The sequence below is a fragment of the Sphingobacterium allocomposti genome, assembly GCF_008124885.1.
In the GTDB taxonomy this organism is placed as follows: Bacteria; Bacteroidota; Bacteroidia; order Sphingobacteriales; family Sphingobacteriaceae; genus Sphingobacterium; species Sphingobacterium allocomposti.
In genome coordinates this window covers 1-19,726 of record NZ_VNHX01000033.1, presented here as the reverse complement: position 1 = coordinate 19,726, position 19,726 = coordinate 1, and the positions used below count along the sequence as shown (strand labels likewise).

Below are 19,726 nucleotides of genomic sequence, written 5' to 3'. Positions count from 1 at the left end.
ATGCCGCAGGTACGACACGCTGCTGTTTTCCATTTGCATCGTACAGAACGGGTCTGTACGTTTATGTACGGTAATAACGGATATTTTCTAGAAAAGTTTGGCACACCACAAAAATAAATAGCTAAAAATAAATCATTTACACACTTTTTATCCGATCTATAGCAAGAATTTATAACACACTTGTGAACTTTTACCACACATATAGGTTACCCTAATAACCTATTTTTTCATTGCTATGGATAAATTTACGGCCGTGATCGAAACGCCTGCGGGCAGCACGCAGAAGTACCGTTACGATCCCAAACAGAAGTCTCTAAGCCTCGTCAAAAGACTGCCGCAAGGCATGACTTTTCCATTCGACTTTGGTATGCTGCCTGATACGCTGGCCCCGGATGGCGATCCCGCAGACGTCCTCGTCGTGTCCGAGTTCTCGACATTCCCCGCCTGCCACGTGGAATGCAGGATAGTGGGGGCTATGGTTGTCGAGCAATCTTCCGCCGCCGGCCTTCCTCCGGACCTTCGCAACGATCGGTTTATAGCTGTATCAACGGCGTCTCAGGTCTATAAAAGCATACAGTCGATAAGCGACTTTCCGGACGACCTGATCAGGCAGGTCGCTGCGTTTTTCAAAAACTATCTCGCCCAGGAGGACAAAGAGGCAAATATTAAGCAGATACTGGATGCCCAGCTCGCAAAAAGGCTGCTGGAACAGTATAAAACCGACATGAATGAAAGGTTTCTGTACGAAATATTTATTCCTGCGGAAAAGGATGGCGAAACCCACCATCTGTCATCGCACTATACTTGGTTACGTCAGGAACTCGTCGGCCGATTCGGCGGGCTTACCATCTACCAACGCTCGCCCGCCAAAGGTATATGGGAGCCCGATAATGAGGCCCGCCACACGGACGACATGATTATCTATGAAGTGATGGCCGACAATGATGCCGCCGGCTACTGGCGCTGGCTGAAAGCCGAATTAGAGCACCGGTTTAATCAACAGGAAATTCTTGTACGGAAGGCGTGTATCGACCTCGTCCAATAGTCTGCTTAACACGGCTCACCATAGCCGTGATACGGGGTGACCGTCTATAAAGCCGTACTTTTAAGTCCTAGGGCTGCGTTAGGCCAGCGTCGGTACTGTCCAAAATGGGTCAGCCTCGGTCAGCCACCCTGTGCCTGATTTATTCCGGCCAGCGCCATCTCCGTAAGCAGTTCATCGGCCTGTCGTTCTTCCTCCAACGTCTGGCCCAGGAGTAGCGTCACTTCCGGAAGTTCCATAAGCTCGGCATATGTAAGCGCACATCCATAGCTTGCTATCTCGTAATGTTCCATCTTTTGTGCGGCGGCAATCAACGCTATGTCCAGCAGCGCGGGACTGTCCTGAAACTCCGCTGCGATCTCGCCGGCCGCCTCCAACAAACCTGCCATAGCCTTACATCTCCGGCCCCGCGGCGGCAATCCGAGTGCACCAAACGCAGATTTTAGGCGTTCTATATGATTTTCCGTATCCTGACAATGTAATCTGAACGCAGCCTTAAGCTTATCATCTACGGCAGCTGATGCCATCTTCTCCAGCCCCAAGAGGAGCTGCTTCTCCGCACCCAGTAGGTCCTGTAACTCTTTTACCATTAACTCGTGTAAGTGCGCATTAGGTATCTCCTCATTATTCTTCGCTGTTGACATAAACTATAAATTAGCTTCAATTTAATAATGATACGTGCCTCAAACGGAATGGCGCATCCATCTCCAGCACTGGACCACGGGATTGCAGCTAGCAAAAGCAGTACCGCTCTCCTTATAATTTATACTTAAAATCCTGTTTTTCTCCCTGGCCCACCGGTAGTTTTACATAAACCGATATGGCGGGAGTGCCGCCTTCACTTTTTTACGCACCTAAACACCCATCCCATTATCCGGTACGCTCGACGCCCGCATATCGCTCTAACACAACATTTTTGCTTGCAGTGATTAGCGGCTTTTTATAATTTTGGAACATGAAGTTTTTCGCACATACAACCACCATGGCAAGACCTTGGCATACCAGCTAAGTTCATAAGGGCGTTCGATACAATGGCGTGCCGCAGGCGCATCACGATCAACCTCTTGATTTTTTATAAAAATTCTCCAATAAATTGACAGACCCAGGCAGCTTCCGGCAATTTAGCTGCCGACACCGAGGACGCGGCAAACGGCTCCGGGATAAAGTGTGGCAATCTGTTAACATAAAACTAAAATGCATAAGAAATGACTATTGACGATATCAAAATATTAGCTGAAGAACACGGTCTTCAGCTGTCCGGCGAGATGACATTTAACGATATGGGAATCGATTTCAGGGTAGGATTTGCTACCGATAGACTGGGCCTCAGCTGGGTTTTACGAATCCCTAGACGCGAAGGACTGGAAGAACAGATCGAAAAAGAGCGGCGCATCTTACAGCTGGCGCAAAAACACCTATCAGTAGAGGTGCCCGACTGGCGCATAGCGACCTCCAAGCTGATAGCTTACCCGCTGTTAACCGATCTTCCTGCACTACGCTTTGATCCCGAAACCTATGAGGTAACCTGGCATATGGACAGACAAAGCGCCGATTACATCCCGTCGCTGTCTGCGGTATTAGTAGACTTACACCGTATTCCCCGAAAAGAAGCGCTGGAAAAACAGCTGAAAATTCTGGAGCCCGAACAGCTCAGGCCCGAAATCGCTGAGCGGCTACACACCGTAAAGTCCGAGCTCGGCATCAGCGAAACGCTCGAAACACGGTATAAAAAATGGCTCGACGACGATCTTCTTTGGCCGCACTTCACCTGTTTTGTCCATGGCGACCTGTACGCGGGCCACGTACTTGCTACTCCGGCCGGCATGGTTTCCGGCATTATTGATTGGTCGACCGCACATATCAGCGATCCATCAATAGATTTTTCCGGTCACTTGACGGTCTTCGGCGAGGACAGCTTAAAACAGCTTATCAGCGTATATGAGAAGAACGGCGGCAAAGTATGGGAGAAGCTGTTCGAACAAACCGTCGAACGGGCAGCCGCCGCTCCGCTGGCCTACGGCATCTTTGCCATCGAAACTAAAGACGATAAACATATCGCAGGGGCGAAAGCTCAACTGGGAGTAGCTTAACAGGAAAGGGACGATCTTATGTTGTGTACACCGCATAAGATCGCCTTCAACTTATCCGGTTGCTTCGCCTCGTCCCCAGATGGTTTGTGGATCCTTCTCTATATAACATAAACACTTCAAATCTTAACATGCTCAGGCGTCTACAGACGGGGCTTTCCATATGGCTAAACGCGGCTCTTCTTGCGGAAGTCCAGAGCCGTTACCCCCGCTACCTTTTTAAAAAGTCTTGAGAAATATGCGTAATCCTCGTATCCCAAGTCGTAGGCAATTTCCTTTACCGACCTGTCGGAATAATAAAGCATGCGTTTAGCTTCCAGCACCACGCGTTGTTGTATATGGTCGGAAACGGCGCGTCCTGTTACACCTTTGACGCACTCGTTGAGGTAAGGCGTCGTGATATGCAGGATCCGGGCATAGGCTGCAGGACGCTTATTCGTTTCAAAATTCTCGTCCAGCAGCTTTTTAAACGCCTTCGTGATCCTTTCCGGCGCCGGCGATGTCTCTGCCTGTCCCGACAGCGTCAGGTACTGCGAGATGAGCAGCGCCACCAGCACGTTGCAGCTGTCTTTGAGCAACGACCGATGTAGCGGTTCCTTCCCCAGGGCAGACAACGTTAAGCAGAACGACATGGCTTCCTTGATCACTCCAAACGCCTCAGCAGGTAAAGACAGCGGTTCGACCGGCGTTAATTCGTCCAGGAGGCGTACATATTCGGCATTTATATGCTGTGTATCTATAGCTAGAAGACCGCCCTTAACATTGCTCATTCCTGTAGACCGATGCACCTGGCCGGGATGGATGTACATGATCGAACACGCCCCGCTTTTATATGTCTGAAAATCCACTTCGAAAGAGACGTTTCCTTGCTCCTGTACGAAAAACAGGTGACAGCTGTCCCGATGGGACAGCTTAAGCTCTTCGACTTCATAGAATACACCGCCGGCAGTTGTTGCCACAAAGATATCGGAGCCGAACTTCTCGGCCATGGTATTTGTGGGAATAGATGTACTCTTTTTACGCATGCTATCCATTACACTTCCTGATGTCGGGCGTGGCATCGCGCCGACCTTTCTAACATATACGGCTCCGGCAGCGCGGCCCCGTGCTAGGATATGCCTCTAAAATAGGAGATGGCATCCGATTATTGTATAAAAAGAATGTAAAAAATCAGCCCGCGGGCAACCGGGAGCATACATACAGACAGAAAGCTGTAGCCTGAAAAGCCCGCGGGCCGATTCGTTCCGGCTTTCACTGCCCTCCGGCAGCCACCGCCATAGCTAATCAAACACCCCCAAATCCCATTGGTCGCGCCACGAAACGCTCACCTCCTCCGAACGCAGGGTAACGGGCAGCCATACGTAACGGCTATCGGCAAGATTGCCCGGTCTCCACCGATCAGCCATGAAGATAAAAGCATCTTTCTTGCCTACAACGGGTAATACAAATGTCGATTGCGCATCGAACGTGAGCCTGGAACCCGGCCCGCGCATGGGGTCGCCAAGCGATCTCCAAGGGCCGAAGATATGTTCTGCAACATGCAATTCTGCCCTATTTGGCGCCCAGCCCGTACATCCGCTTGTAAAAAGATAATACTTGCCGCCATGTTTAAACAAGGCCGGAGCCTCCCGGTGGTTGCGGAACAGTAACTTGTCTTCCCGCGTCGGCTTTTGATAGTCGTCCGTTAACTTAACCAGGCGCAAGGCATAGTTCTCATCCGAAGAATAAATATGATAAGCGGTCCCATCATCGTCGACAAACAGTCCCATATCTCTGGACATGTTGCCATTAGGCCTAAAACTGCCTTGGTAAACAAATGGTCCTGTCGGCGTGTCACTCACCGCAACAGCTGCGCGCGCGGCGGCATACCCCTGCCCTTTCAGTTCCAGGTGAAACCACAGCACAAATTTTTTTGTCGCCGCATTGTATACAACCTTAGGGCGTTCCATGATACAGCCCCACGTAATATCACTAGCCTGATCGTCTACGGGCGAAAAAGCAAGCTTCTCGAATTTCCAGTTATATAAATCCGTCGAGGAGTAGACGTTTACACCAAGCGATGTTTTCCCTCCCCTTTTCTCACCATACCAATAGTACGTACCTTCGTGGTACAGGATGCCCCCGCCGTGTGCGTTCACGTGATCACCATTCTGGTCTTCCCATATTTCGCCAGGGGTAAACCGCTGCTTAGACGACGACGCGTGCGCCTGTTTCTGGTATACGCGGACATAGTCAATCTCATACCTGGCCGGCAGGAGGCTATCGTCAATCTTTCCACCATTGATCCCGCCCAATGCAAAATTCAACAGAATATAATGGGGCTGCCGAAATGGGTTTATTCCGCTCCCATCCTGATTTACCAGGTCGCTCAGCGGCACGCGGTTCATCAAACTGTCGTCCACATATAAGGCAATCCCGTCCTCGTCCCAGTCCATCCTCCAGGTATGGAATTCGTCTGCCCATCGCTGCCCGCCCAGCTCTTTTACAGCCTTCGTCGATGTATACCAAGCTGCTTTCCACCTTTCTTTTGTCCCCGTAGCCACATTGGCCAAGATATTTCCACGATAGTATTCCATGATATCGATCTCACCGTTTGATGGCCATTCTCCTTCTACACCCAACGTCCAAAACGCAGGCCAGAGCCCCGTACCGATAGGAATCCGGGCACGCATTTCGAACCGCCCATACTTCCATGCCTTTCTACCTGCCGTATTGATCGAAGACGACGTATACTGTATATTGCGGCGCGAAGCCGCCCAGTCGTTGCTCCCCTTGCGAAACGTCGGATTTTTCTTCTTCTCTTGACGCACTTCGATTACCAATACACCGCCTTTACAATACGCGTTCTCCTTTTGGTACCATTGGCCTTCCTTATTCCGCTTGAATCCCTCTTCAAAACTCCAATAGTCGGGATTAGGAGGACCGTCCTGATTGAATTCATCCGCCCAGACCAATTGATACCCGTCGGATGCAGCACGTTGTGCTTCGCTAGTAAACGTCCAAAGCAACAAAGAAAGAGAGATAAAAAGCAGCTTTTCGTTCATAATAAAATGTATTTTTCTGTTTTGCATAGATAAACTGATAACCATTGTCGTTACCAAAGTCCTTGAGCTGTCCTGAAGGGAATCCTTCAAAAGAAACTACCTGATTTCCATTTCGTAACTCAACTAATTCCACGTTCCTACAAATTCATTTTAGCTTTTCCTTTTTGAAAAGCTGGGGTCGGCCACTACTAAATATACTACACCATCCACAGCAACGTACAAAATAAAATTGTCTTCTTCATGATTTATTATTCTTTACACTGTACAATTGTTGAATCAGAATACCCTCCCAAACATTAACGATCGTATGGACCGCTGTGCGAGGTCATACCATCCCGACGCATCGCCTCAATAATCAAGCAGTTATATACATAATCCCAACTGGAGGACACTTCCGAGTTTTGATTTAGCCCATATGGCCACCAATGTTGACTATCTCCGTTAATTACTGCCGCGTCCCCATTAATATACTTGATGATTTGGTTAGCTTCAGGAAACTGGTAGGTTCCATTTCTGATTGCAGAGTTCCACCACCAGCTGGTTGTACCGGTACCGACAGTATGATTCATCTCGTGCAGCATAGTACGGATATTATGAAAATCGGCACTTGCCCCAAAGCGCATCCATCCTTCGTTATTCGCATCAGCCGTTGGTACCCCTGGATCGTAGTTCAACCAAACATGCTTGGTCACCGAAGTATAGTTATTGACATACCACACCGCACTATCGATAGCCACTTGCAAGCGGTCATAGGCCGCTTGTTCTTCCGCTGTAGGGTTGTCTGCTCGATTGAATGTATAGGTCATATTTCCTTTGCCAATGGTACGAAAAGGAATAGCCGAACCGTAGCTAACGCCGGTCTCATTAATTGCATAGGCTCGAAGATGATAATCCCTTCGTTCACTCAAATTCGCCATATTGATGCGATAAACGCCTCCCATATTCACTTCTGTTCCGCCATATACAGCCTTCTGACTACCGTCTACAGTGGGAAGTCCCTCTTCCCCCCAACAAACACCTAATTCGGTAATCTGCCCACCACCATTACTGAGCACTTCCACATCATACGATGCTAAAGAAGAACCGATAATAAACATGGGACGCGTAGCAAACTCAACAGATTGAACATCGGTTGTGCGAAAAGAAAAATCGGTGCTGTAGGCAATTCCTCCCGCGTTTCGGGCATAAGCGCGCACATAGTATTCTGTTGAGGGGAGCAAATTGCTAAGCTGCACGGAAAACTCGCCAGAGCCTTTTGTTGAACCAGCCTCCGCTGACTCGTCCTCAACGCGAGGTGAGGGGCTGGTTGACCAGCAAACACCACGGCTACGCACGTGTGCTCCCCCCTGATCCGTAATAAAACCGGTGATCACGACTCCTGTCGTCGTAACTTGTGCAAAAGACAATTCGCCTAATGTCGCCAGTTCGATATTATCGGGCTCAACACTTTCCTCCTCACGACCGTTAGGACCATCGTTCGATTTACTGCAAGCCGGAGAACTGAGTATAAAAACAGCCAGCAAACCGAGCAACATATAGTAGTTTTTCATATTCTTGAAAATAAGCGTTATAACACTTCAAATACAATATCGCCTATGACTTTGAAATACGATCCGGAGTCGGGCATATTTCCAATAAAGCCAACTGTTATCTCGGCGGCTTTTGACAAGGTAAACTCGACCGTTCTCGCGTTATTGTCCGGAAGAGCCGTATAGACGAGAGTATTTCCGTCTAAATCAGCCTCGTTAGGGAGTGCTTTGCCTTCGGCGACCGCAAAATGCACCGACCCGGCCGCGCCACGTTCGATGGCACTAATCGTTATGCGATAGGTTCCCGGCTGTAGGTTCGTCGTTTGATAAATCTTACCATTGATAACGCCTGGCAAGCCCCAACCACCTTCGAGTGATAAGGCTCCTCCAACGCCCCTGAGTTCGTAGCCGCCATAAGCGCCATTACCTATATTTCTGGCTGCATCATTTACTGTCCACCCAGCAGGTGTTCCCCAGCGGTTGCCATCATAGGCCGCACGTTGAAAGGGAAAAGAAATGTTCCTCAAATAAGCTAGATTCGGAACGATATCACTCACGTAACTGCTATAGAAGGTGTCAACACTAATGGTATCCGGAAGAAACACTGTACGATACCGTAAGGATGATCCCGGCATATAATCCTTCAAGATGCTCTCGGAGACGTGAATAGAATCCAACTGGATAATCCGTTTACCTTCAGTATTCGTAAACTCTACCTCCGTAAACGTGGCACCACTCGTTAGATCAATGCCTCCCCAACCGATAGTCGCTGCAAGATCGCCGGCAAAGTAATCAGCAAGGTTGTAGGGCCTGTTAATCAAACCCGAGATGTAACGATTTCCGTAGGATGTGCCCGTACGAAACACACTAAGGGAACGATTTCCTTCGCCGTCTACGGTTACAAATTCAAAATTATGCACCCCTTCTTCTATCGGGATATACAACTGCAGCGTATCTATTCCCGGTGTACGTTCAATCGGTACTGTCACGGAATCCGCACGATTCCCCCAATAGACAATTAGCTTTTCAATTTTGGGATCTGCCTTAAAAAGCCCAGTAACGTATACGCGTTCATGTCCCGAATAGACGGTCACGGAGTCGATTTTACCGGTATAAGTGATTTCACCCCCTTCCAAGTATTTCTTATAGTCATCACTTTTTGAACAAGCTCCCAGAGCTGCCGCAATAAAACCTATGACGACCATACCAACCCACTGATATTTTTTTATACTGTTCATCATCTTTTTTCTGTTTAAGTTTACACTAACGTGGGTCACCATAGACCTGCACTTCCGCAATGGCCATAAAGGTAGACCCCTCCCAGTTACGTGTGGAGCGAATCCGCAGATAACGCACGCGCGGGGCGGCGACGTCGAAATCGTAGCTTAAACCGGCATTCGCCAACTGGTAATCTTCATCTGATTGTTGGCCTACCGGCAAACCGGATACCTTTACACTTTGAAAGGTTCCCAACAAGTGCCAATTGTTCCAGCTACCATCTGAAGGCGGATTATCTGATCCCCAAATTTCGAAATTGCGCAGATTACCACCAAAGTAATACAAACGACCACTATTCGTGTATTCCGGATAGTCCCAGATGACAATACGGCTCATTTGTGCCAACACGCCCGTATCAAAGGTTACCCACTGTGGCTCGCGTACCGAGGCGTCGGTCATCGATATGTTGGGCCAATTGATGATATCACCATCCCACATTCTCGCCAGTCCCGTACTCTGATACCCCTGTCCTACATCCCCAGGCAAGACAACCGCAGCGTACCTTGATTTCGGCAATGCAGTTTCATACAAAGGTGTTATTTTTACGACCAAGGTATCTGTAAAATTCATATATCTGTCCCGAACCGTTAGTGCAAATTCCTGCGGAATGGTATCCAGACCACGTATCGTACGGTCGATATTTTTTGCTGACGTATAGATATTATCTAATGCCGGTACCCATTCCCCTAAGGAGTCTATCATCACCATGATGGTCAAATCCTTTTCGTTTTCATTTTCTGCCATCACACGTATCCCTCCGAAAGCGGCAATAGCCTCCATACTGCGGTATGTAGCCCATATTGGATTTTCTAGTGGTTCGACAGTTACCTCCACTGGCTCGGATTCGACCTCGCTACGGTTTACCGAATACAACTTAATTACGTGTGGATTCTCGTCAGCAAAACCTTCCACCACCAATGAATTATTATAATAAGAGGATTTTACCTCCATCTCCCGACCGGAGGGCAGGACGTACGTGGCCTTTACGTATAACAGGTCTTGATCTCGCGGTAGTGTATACGAAATCTTTGCTCCCCCCGGCAAATTTTCCACCTGCACATTCGACACCCGGCCAGGAGGCGTACCATTATATAGAGTAGCTTCTCTAAGTTCCTCTGAACAACCCGTCCAAAGACACAAGAGTAACAAATAGGTCACAGATATATACTTAAACATGTTCATCATCTTCAATTTTTAATAGGTTTTACCATCCTAACGTTTGCCTTAAAGCCGGATTAACCGTCAATTCATATTCCGCAATTGGCCAGAAATAATCTCTCGGTGCAACAAATGTTTGAGAAAATAATGTCCGCAATTGGTAATAGTCGGTTTCTGCCTCTTGGTGTACACTCCAGCCGGTAATGTTCTGATTGAAGTAGTTTACGGCCAATTTCCAACGGCGGAGATCCCAATAGCGCTTCCCTTCAAAGGCAAGCTCAATCATGCGTTCCCGCTGAATGATATCGCGCAGACCTTCCTGAGTCATAGGCTTATTCGGATTACTCGAGTAGTTCGCCCAAGAATCAACCACCCCATTCAGTCCCGCCCGCTGACGAATCAAGTCTAAATAACGAAACACTTCTTCCGACGGGCCTTCCGCCTCGTTTAAAGCTTCAGCATACATCAGGTATACGTCGGAGAGACGAATATTCGGCCAAGGATAGGTTTGGTAGCTTACCCCTGAACTCGTAACCGCCTGTTCCCAATTCACTAATTTCTTGAGAAAGTAGCCGGTTTCATTTACCCAACCGTATGTATTTGCACCCGACTGCTCATTGAGCTTTCCCCTCACCACGTAAGTGTTCTCGTCTGTTAAGCTTGGCGTATCATATTTAAACCACACACCACCGTCAAAGCCGAGAAAGGCATAAAAACGGGGTTCGCGATCAAAATTCAGCCGCGCAGTGGTATAGCCATCTTCAATATAGAAGCGTTCCTCATGTCCAGCAGTTCTTAGAGTAAAGCGATTGGAGAAATCTAGCGTTCGATCTTCGGTAATCGGTACTCCATTGCGACTGTAAAACATCTCTGCAATTTTAATCGGTGCGGCCAAGTGTGATCGTGCGTCGCTCACCGTAGCTTCCGGTTGCAATCTCGGCATTGCATCCCGTTGTATATTCCACGCGCCGTGATTCGGATTCGCCCAGATCACCTCAGACGACCAGCGCTCGTTAAAACCCAGTTCTAGCCCTAGCAATGTTGCTGTAGAGTCCGAGAGTGTAAACTGACCATACTGGGCTTTATTAAAGGTTTTCAATTGAAATCCGGCAGCTTGAGCTGCGGCAACAGCCTCCCTCGCAGCTTCGGCAGCACGCGTCCATTTACTTGGATCGACGGTTGGGTTAAATAAGGCTTCACCGGCGGTATTCGTGTGCTGCGAATAATCCGTGTTTCCATTAAACAGTGGACTAGCAGCTGTTAGCAATACCTCAGCCTTAACGGCCGCAATAATAGGCTTCGTTATCCGGCCAAGTTCCGACGAGCGGTCTGTGATAATGGTCGGTACGTTTGTCGTCGCTGCTGAGTCGAGCAACTCTACAATATAATTGACGACCTCGTCGACAGGGCGCTGTAGGACGCGTACTTCCTCTTCTGGCGCATCCAGTGCGATATCTTCTCTCACCAGCGGAATGGGACCATACTGACGAAATAACAACCAATGAAAGTAAGCCTTTAAAAACATCACCTCACCCAACCAGCGAGAACGTTCATCAAGCCTTAAATCGGGCACCTTATTCAGGTCGGAGACATTTTCCAGAAAGATGTTGCAATCTCTGATGGCCGTCCACATACCGCTACCCCAAGTGTTTACTAGCGGAGAGACTACAGTTTGTCCACCACGTGCGATACGCCAGTTATTGGCCGGATATATTTCTCGTTGTGCAACCGGAATCCACACTTCGTCGCCGGCCAGAAAACCTGTATTGCTCTGAGCATCCGAATTATTGGGAAGCCAAGCGTAACAAGTAAACAAGAATTTCTCGGCTTCATTGCGCAGGGTAAAAGCATGATCAATCGTTGCTACTCCGTCAGGTACCACATCAATATAATCAGCACATGCGGCTACCCCAATTGTTCCTAATAATAGGTAACCTAAGCGCATTGCTATATGCTTAACATTTATCATCTTCATCTGTATAAATTTTTAATCTAAAAACTAAGCTGTACACCTAAATTATAAGTCGCTTGGATAGGATAACCTATACCATTTCCGCCCATTTCTACGTCCCATAATTTAAATCGGCTAAGGGCAAATAAATTCATGCCGTTAGCGTAGATCCGTAGATTTTTTGCCTGGATACGGTCCATAATACCTTTATTAAAAGTATATCCTAACTCTACCGTTTTCAGACGAAGGAATGTTCCATCCCGCATCCACCAGGTAGACGTTTGGTTATTGTTTCCTATCACTCCTTCACTTAATCGCGGCCAAAAAGCATACAAATTTCTATTGTCTTCACTCCAGTAATCGTCTGCAATGGCCTGAAGCAAGCCATTTTGATGTCCTCCGTTTAGGTAAAAAGGCGAAATATTTTCTGGGTTTATAAAGAAAGATGAACGACCCGAACCCTGAAAGTAAAATGAGAAATCAAGCCCTTTACCACCTACCGTGGCACCGAATCCGTATATCAACTCCGGTGTTGTGGGATAACCAATAGCCACTCTGTCCATGTCGGTAATCTGGCCATCCCCTGTAATATCGCGATATTTTATATCGCCGCCTAAATATTCAACGCCCGGCACGCCAAACTGTATCGGCGAGTTCATTACCTCCTGGTCATCGACAAAAAGACGTTCTGCGACATAACCAAAGGTTTGCGCAGCCGAATGGCCCACAGTATATCTGGAATTAACGGCATAGGCAGGCTCATCCGTCACCAAGACTTTGCTCACAGCATAAGTCAAGGTACCGCGTCCCTGAACATACCACCCACTAGACAGGTTCTTATTGTAATTCAGGGTCAAATCCACCCCTTTACTCTCGGCTTCGTTCGTATTTGCCCAAATTACAGCGCGCAAGCCCATCGTATTTGGAATATACGATCTAGGTGTCAGGATATTTGTCCGCAACTGTCGGTACAAATCTACATTCAGTTCCAATTCATTAAATAAGCCTAAATCCAAACCTATATTGGTTTGTTGCGATCGTTCCCAAGTGATACCGGCATTTGCATAACGATTAATGGCAATGGTCGATGTTGAATAGGCACTCAACTCACCGAATGCGTAACTTCCACTATTCATATTGACCTCGGATAGGTAAAAGAAACGGTCCTCTTCGCGGCCAATCTGATCATTTCCGGCGAAACCGTGCGTTGCGCGGAGTTTGAAACTGTTGAGAACCCCACGCCAGGACTCAAAAAAGGGTTCATTATGCAGATTGTACGATAAACCGAAAGAGGGGAAAAATCCCATCCGCTTGTTTCTTGCGAAACGTTCGGATCCATTGTATCCGAAATTGAACTCGGCAATGTAACGATCATCATAATTATACGTAAATCGACCGGATACACCGATATTCCGCTTCGGTAGAGACAGTTGCAGACTACCGGAATTACCGGTAATATCATTTTGTATCAAACCAATAACGGTCCCACCGACATTGTGTTTACCAAAAGCGTGATTGTAATTCGCTATAGCGTGCGCATAAAACATGGATGACACGTCCTTCCCACCTTCGCTATAATCTAAATATTCACGTCCTACTTCGCCGACCGATCCCGGTCCGCCATCGTTCATCACATTCAATAGCATACCTCCACCGGCAGGGTTGGCCATAGCCGAGTAGTAAAAAGGATTATACGCTCGGCTTACCTGATAATAAGCATAACGCCGTAAATAAGCCATACCAGTCAGGTTTAAGCCAGGAACTAGGGAACTCAAATCCTGTCTTAACTCCACCTGAGGCATCATCGTTGAAGTGTTATACTCCTGATAACCACGTACCATTTCTGCATAAGGGTTGACAAACAGGCCCCCGTTACGCGTTAATGCATTACCAAATAACGGATGATTTACATACGGCATGTGCTCTTGCGGGTAGACCGCGGGGAACATCACCGGATTTGACCAGATCGCCCTATTATAGGTCGCCTGACCACCACCTATAGGCCCCGTATAGTCGTCGAATTGCGCATATACACGGACAATACCTGTCGTACTGGGTGTGAAGTTTACATCCACGTTGGAGCGTACCGAATAATTTTTCAGTTTAATGTTGTTGTTAAAGTTATTAAGGCCGTCAACTTTCAGGTTTCCGTTGTCTATATTATAGGTTCCTGCCAAATAATAGCGGGCTTTAGATCCGCCACCGGCGATACTCAAATTATACCCTTGGTTAAATGTATAATCTTTAATAAGCTGATCTATCCAATTGTTGCTGGGATACAAGTAAGGATCCGTGCCCGCAGCGGTATGATCTATTTTTGTCTGCCAATAGGGCATACCCTGTCCGCTCCCGGCATCCATAGGACGTGTAAGATAGGCCTCATTTGCCATCTGCATATAGGTGATATTATCCGTAAAAGCAAAATTTCGCGTGTTCGAAGCTAATCTGTTCTCGACTCGAAAATCGAACTTCGTACTCCCCTCTGTACCGAGTTTAGTAGTTATTAAAACCACTCCATTCGCTCCACGTGCACCATACATAGCGGCTGCATTTGCGTCTCGAAGCACGGAAAAACTGGCGATGTCATCGGGCTGTAACCGAGCCATATCAGTAGGCGTCGATTCGACATTATCAATTAAAATCAACGGATCCTGCTTTCCGGTTCCAAATGTTCCTAAACCACGGATAAAGAAGTTGGCATTATCCGCCCCCGGCTCGCCGCTTCGCTGGAAGGCAATCATGCCCGCCACACGACCAGCCATCATGGTGGTCAGGTTACTTGTTGGCCCTTTGAGCTCTTTGGGATTTATCGTTGTCACCGAACCAACGACAGATGTTCTCTTCTCCCGTTGTCCAAATCCTGTGACGACAACATCCTCAATAACGCTATCGTCTTCATCCAAAATCACGTCCAATGTTATCGTCCCCGTAGCATCAATTTCCATTCCTCGCAAAGAAATCTCCTGACGAACATAACCTACATTGCTAAAAACAAGTGTCGAAGCCGCAGGTACGCTGATCGCATAAATGCCCGAACCATCCGTTACAGCCCGAGCCTCCCCACCTAAAACGCCGACGGTTACTCCTTCTAATGGAGCTTCATTGCTGGTAACAACCCCTTTGACGTTCACGTGTTGTGCCTGCGCAACACCACACATCAACATGAAAGAAAGTAACCACCTCAAGTTTTTCTTAAGTTTACTGTATTGTATCATCATCCATAGAATTTGGTTAGTTGTACTGTCGCAAGGTACAAAGGCGGTCGACAAACGTCCGGCGGGTATTTGGTCAAAAACAGGGGGGAAAATGAGCGCCAGGCAGCCAATTCAGGATCTCCCAAGGGGCACTTAACCGGATTTTAACCAACAGCAGCCGGATTTTAACCAGATTCCCATTCCATATATATGTGACCCTCATTCACAGCAACCTCCATCTATTAAATGTCAAAGCCACACTTGCACCGGATCATTATCTTTGCTACCTTTAGGTATTATCCAATATATACCGATCCAATTATGAGAATTGCAGTCCTTCTTTCTGTGGTATTCCTAGGCCTTGCTGTTTCCCTCTACGGGCAATCCCAGGCGCACTATCTCGGGATAGATCATGGGCTTTCGAACGACTATGTGACATACATTTATCAAGACCAAAGTGGGTACATGTGGTTCGGTACGCACAGCGGTCTTAATCGTTACGATGGCTACGCGTTTAAAATATTTAAAAACAGCCCCCTCGACCCGCAGTCCTTACCCGACAACCGCATCACCGGCGTCGTTGAAGATAAGGACGGCGACCTGTACGTTGCGACGAAGGTAGGCGCAGCGATACTTGACAAGAGCCATACAACGTTTTCCCGGTTAAGCCTGCGCAAACCGGATAATCGTCTCGATTCCATTAATTTCTCGATCAACCAACTCGAACGTGATCATGCAGGACAAGTGTTTGCCGGAACACATCAGGCAGGACTGTTAGCAATAGAGAAAACAACTGGCGGTTACGTCGGGACTTCCATCCCTCTCGTCAGGTCAAAACAGGAATCCCTGCACCATTACAACGTCCGCGGCATGACAAAAACTCCCGATGGCCGTTTGTGGCTGGTTGTTCAGGATATCGGCATCTGTTACTACGACGACCAGACAGAAACAGTTAAAATAAAACGGGAAGGGAAATACAACCCAACCGCCGTAGCATCCTCTGTCGACGGACATCTTTGGCTGGCAGACTATTGGGGAATCACCCGATACGATCCGAACGACGGCCGGAATATATGGTATGACGCCCAAAACGGACTGCCCACGGAGCGCATTGTGCACCTGTATTTCGGCAGGGATCAAAAGATGTGGATATGCACAGACGGTGGCGGCATCCACAAAATGGATATCCATAGCGGCCTGCTTGCGCCAGAGGATGAAATCAGAAAAATGCAACTAACGAGCAACTCCGTTTTCAGCGTCTACGAGGATCAGCAATCACGACAATGGATTGGAACCTTGAGAGGCGGCATTAACATCATCGATCCGAATAAAGGTAAGTTTCAGCTTGTCACAAATGCTTCGTTATTTAGAAATGTCAACCCAAAAGATTTTATTCTTTCGCTGGAACAAGCAGACGACCATACGCTGTGGGTAGGTACCGAGGGAGCTGGCTTATTGAAATGGGACAACCTCCGGAAAATCTACCGGAAGTATAATATAGACAACGATTATATACGGGATCATGCTTTCATCACGGATCTCATACAGGATCGACACCAGCAGCTATGGATCAGCACCTATGACAGAGGTATATTTCGGTTGGACATCAAACATGGAAAGGTCAAAGCGTACCGGTGCTTTTATCCAAACACCGACTATCTCAACCAGACAGCGTGGCGCTTATTCAAAGACAGCAAGGACAACATATGGGCCTCTACCTTAAATGGTGGACAAATTTACATCCTCGACCGGAAAACAGACGTTTTTTTGCCTGCCCATTTTCCCGTATACGATGTTCTCAGCCTTTTTGAGGAGAACGAACATATTCTATGGGCGGGATCCTGGTCGAGCCTGACACGTCTGGACCGCCGGACAAAGGAAGTCCGGACCTTTGAGATTGGCACCCCCATACGGTTTATCCATGGAGCGGGAAACAAGTATCTTTGGGTGGGCACCGAAGGCGGGGGCCTCGTCCATTTAAACACCCAATCCGGCGCCATCAACAGATATACAGAAAAAGATGGTCTTCCCAGCAATACCCTACTCAGCGCACTGAAGGATGAGTTGGGAAATCTTTGGATAGCCACTTACCATGGCCTGTCTAAGTTCAATCCCGCCAACCTTAGGTTTCACAATTTTTACAAATCAGACGGCCTGCAGAGTGATCAATTTAATTACAATGCCGCATTAAAGCTGAACGACGGCCGCATGGTATTCGGCGGAATAAGAGGCTTCAACGTTTTCCACCCTTCCGACATGCAGTTCCATACCCCATTCCCGAAACTCGTTCTCACCAATTTTCAGATAGACAATCAACCATACGGCTCTTATAAAACATACTGCGACGCGCCCCTCACATCGGTTAACGAGATGGAAGTACCATACGAGAAAGCCGTACTATCATTCTCTTTTGCTGCGCTGGAATATACCTTCCCTGAAAAAATCAAATATGCATACTACCTCGAAGGGTGGGACAAAGACTGGCGCTATGTCGACGCAATGCGCTCAGCAAGCTATTCACGCCTGAAGGAAGGTACCTATACCCTCCGGATTAAATCTACCGATGCAAACGGCCGCTGGAATCCGGTCGAACGCACGGTCACTATTCGAATCCTTCCCCCATGGTTCCGTACCGGATGGGCATATACCGGTTATGCACTGCTGATCTTAAGCGTCCTCTACCTCTATAAACGGTATGTCAAACATAGAGCAAGATTAATCTACAAGATAAAGGCCGCCGAGTTTGAACGGAATAAAGAGCACGAACTCAACGAAAAAAAGATTACCTTCTTCACGCATGTTGCGCACGAATTCCGCACACCGCTAACACTCATTGTCAATCCTTTAAAAGATATTGTACACCATAAAAAGGAGCATGCCTCCATTATCCCTGAGCTCCACCATATCTACAACAATTCAAAACGTTTGCTCAGCCTTGTCGATAAACTGTTACTATTCAGAAAGGCCGACAATGGGCTGGACGAACTCCGTATCGTGAAACTCGATTTCGCCGTGCTTGCAAGGGAAGTTTTTTATTGCTTCCAGCAACTAGCACATTCACGGGGAATATCCTACCGTTTTTCGTGCGCCGATACAACGTTCGATTTATACGGAGACAGAGAAAAATTGGAAATTTGCTTATTTAATCTCTTCCACAATGCCATAAAGTTTACGGCAGACCGCGGGAAAGTAGAGATAAAGCTATTCAAAGAACAGGGTAATATGATGCTGGCCGTCGAGGATTCCGGAAACGGGACACAGTCGCTCTTGAGCGAAGAAATATTTAAGCCGTTTCAGCGCGACTATTCAAGCAACAGCCAGGCCAAAGAAGGGTTTGGCATCGGACTGTTCCTCGTGAAGAAATTTGTGTCAGCCCATAATGGAGATATCAGGTTCGAACAAAATGACCTCGGAGGAACCACATTTATCCTTACACTGGCCCCCGAAGCGTCCCGAATGGACAACAAACTCGTTTTTGAAGATGTGAATGAACATTCGGCTTTTATACAGGAGTTTATAGAGGCCGAAGTACCCGTCGCCTCATCCTCCCATCAAGAAAAAACGCCCTCCATCCAACCGTTGACCTCAGAGCGGGACATCATGCTAATCGTCGACGACAACACTGAAATACGAGCCTATATCCGGAAACTCTTCCGGGACGATTTCGACATCCTGGAGGCGAAGAGCGGCGAAGAAGCCTTAGAACTATTAAAAACAGTAGAACCCGGCATCGTTATCAGTGATGTGGTGATGCATGAGGTCTCCGGCATAGACTTATGTGAAAGGATAAAAAAAGACCAGATACTGAGCCATATACCGGTCATTCTCCTAACGGCCAGTTTCTCGCCTGATGTCAAACTAAAAGGCATTGAGGGCGGTGCTGACGATTATATAACCAAACCGTTCGATCAGGATATACTGATAGCCAGGGTCCGCAACCTCATCGAAAATAAACACCGCTTACATCGCTATTTTCATAGCGAAGTAACCCTCCAGCGTAACGACCACAGAATACCCGAAGAATACCGCGACTTTCTAAACCGGGCCATGGACGCCGTTGAAAGACATTTCCTTAATCCCGACTTTTCCGTCAAACTGCTTGCAGACCAATTAGGCATGAGCCACTCAAACCTGTATCGGCGTATCAAAGCGATTTCTGGAAGGTCGGCGAACGAGTTTATCCGATATATCCGTCTACGTAAGGTGGCGCAGCTGTTAGTCGACACCAACGCCAATGTCAATGAGGCTGCCTACGCTGCCGGGTTCAGTGACATCAAACATTTTAGACAACAGTTTACAAAGCTCTTTGGTTGTACGCCCTCCGAATACAAAAAGAAATTCGCCCATGTCATTGCTGTCCCATTAAAATCTAAAATTTCTCTTTGAAATATTTGAAATATAGTTAGTTACAGCGGTTTTTCGATTAAACGGATTTCAATTTTA

General features: G+C 47.5%; 11 protein-coding genes. 3 read left to right on the top strand and 8 right to left on the bottom strand.

All coding sequences use genetic code 11. The features are described from left to right. Positions 1 to 235 precede the first annotated feature (235 nt). Entirely contained in the window at positions 236 to 1,045 is an 810-nt protein-coding gene (locus BC792_RS17390) for an inorganic diphosphatase (RefSeq protein ID WP_148910294.1), read from the top strand. Between the two features lie 119 nt (positions 1,046 to 1,164). Here BC792_RS17390 and BC792_RS17385 read toward each other — a convergent pair whose 3' ends face one another. After that, positions 1,165 to 1,686, bottom strand: a complete 522-nt coding sequence (locus tag BC792_RS17385) for a ferritin-like domain-containing protein (RefSeq protein WP_148910293.1) — start codon at positions 1,684 to 1,686, stop codon at positions 1,165 to 1,167. A gap of 561 nt (positions 1,687 to 2,247) precedes the next feature. Here BC792_RS17385 and mph point away from each other — a divergent pair. Then, positions 2,248 to 3,132: an Mph(E)/Mph(G) family macrolide 2'-phosphotransferase gene (gene mph, locus BC792_RS17380; protein ID WP_148910292.1), complete on the top strand. Its 885-nt coding sequence runs from the start codon at positions 2,248 to 2,250 to the stop codon at positions 3,130 to 3,132. Between the two features lie 164 nt (positions 3,133 to 3,296). Here mph and BC792_RS17375 read toward each other — a convergent pair whose 3' ends face one another. The 7 genes from BC792_RS17375 to BC792_RS17345 form a co-directional block, all read right to left on the bottom strand. Beyond that, positions 3,297 to 4,154: a helix-turn-helix domain-containing protein gene (locus tag BC792_RS17375; RefSeq protein WP_211357578.1), complete on the bottom strand. Its 858-nt coding sequence runs from the start codon at positions 4,152 to 4,154 to the stop codon at positions 3,297 to 3,299. Between the two features lie 255 nt (positions 4,155 to 4,409). Beyond that, the gene (locus tag BC792_RS18665; protein WP_148910308.1) at positions 4,410 to 6,173 is read right to left on the bottom strand and encodes a family 43 glycosylhydrolase; all 1,764 of its coding nucleotides are present in this window, start codon (positions 6,171 to 6,173) and stop codon (positions 4,410 to 4,412) included. Between the two features lie 296 nt (positions 6,174 to 6,469). Next, positions 6,470 to 7,723, bottom strand: coding sequence for a fibronectin type III domain-containing protein (locus BC792_RS17365; protein WP_148910291.1), 1,254 nt, complete (start codon positions 7,721 to 7,723; stop codon positions 6,470 to 6,472). Positions 7,724 to 7,740: 17 nt separating this feature from the next. After that, positions 7,741 to 8,943, bottom strand: coding sequence for a DUF4998 domain-containing protein (locus BC792_RS17360; protein WP_170250076.1), 1,203 nt, complete (start codon positions 8,941 to 8,943; stop codon positions 7,741 to 7,743). Between the two features lie 22 nt (positions 8,944 to 8,965). Beyond that, positions 8,966 to 10,165 carry a DUF5000 domain-containing lipoprotein gene (locus BC792_RS17355; RefSeq protein ID WP_148910289.1) on the bottom strand — a complete coding sequence of 400 codons (1,200 nt, stop codon included), beginning with the start codon at positions 10,163 to 10,165 and terminating at the stop codon, positions 8,966 to 8,968. A gap of 19 nt (positions 10,166 to 10,184) precedes the next feature. Then, on the bottom strand, positions 10,185 to 12,113 hold the full coding sequence (locus BC792_RS17350; protein WP_211357577.1) for a RagB/SusD family nutrient uptake outer membrane protein: 1,929 nt from the start codon (positions 12,111 to 12,113) through the stop codon (positions 10,185 to 10,187). Positions 12,114 to 12,130: 17 nt separating this feature from the next. Beyond that, on the bottom strand, positions 12,131 to 15,274 hold the full coding sequence (locus BC792_RS17345; RefSeq protein ID WP_211357576.1) for a SusC/RagA family TonB-linked outer membrane protein: 3,144 nt from the start codon (positions 15,272 to 15,274) through the stop codon (positions 12,131 to 12,133). A 330-nt stretch (positions 15,275 to 15,604) separates the two neighbouring features. Between BC792_RS17345 and BC792_RS17340 the strand changes: the two genes are divergently transcribed. Beyond that, the gene (locus BC792_RS17340) at positions 15,605 to 19,669 is read left to right on the top strand and encodes a hybrid sensor histidine kinase/response regulator transcription factor (protein WP_170250075.1); all 4,065 of its coding nucleotides are present in this window, start codon (positions 15,605 to 15,607) and stop codon (positions 19,667 to 19,669) included. Positions 19,670 to 19,726: the final 57 nt, after the last annotated feature.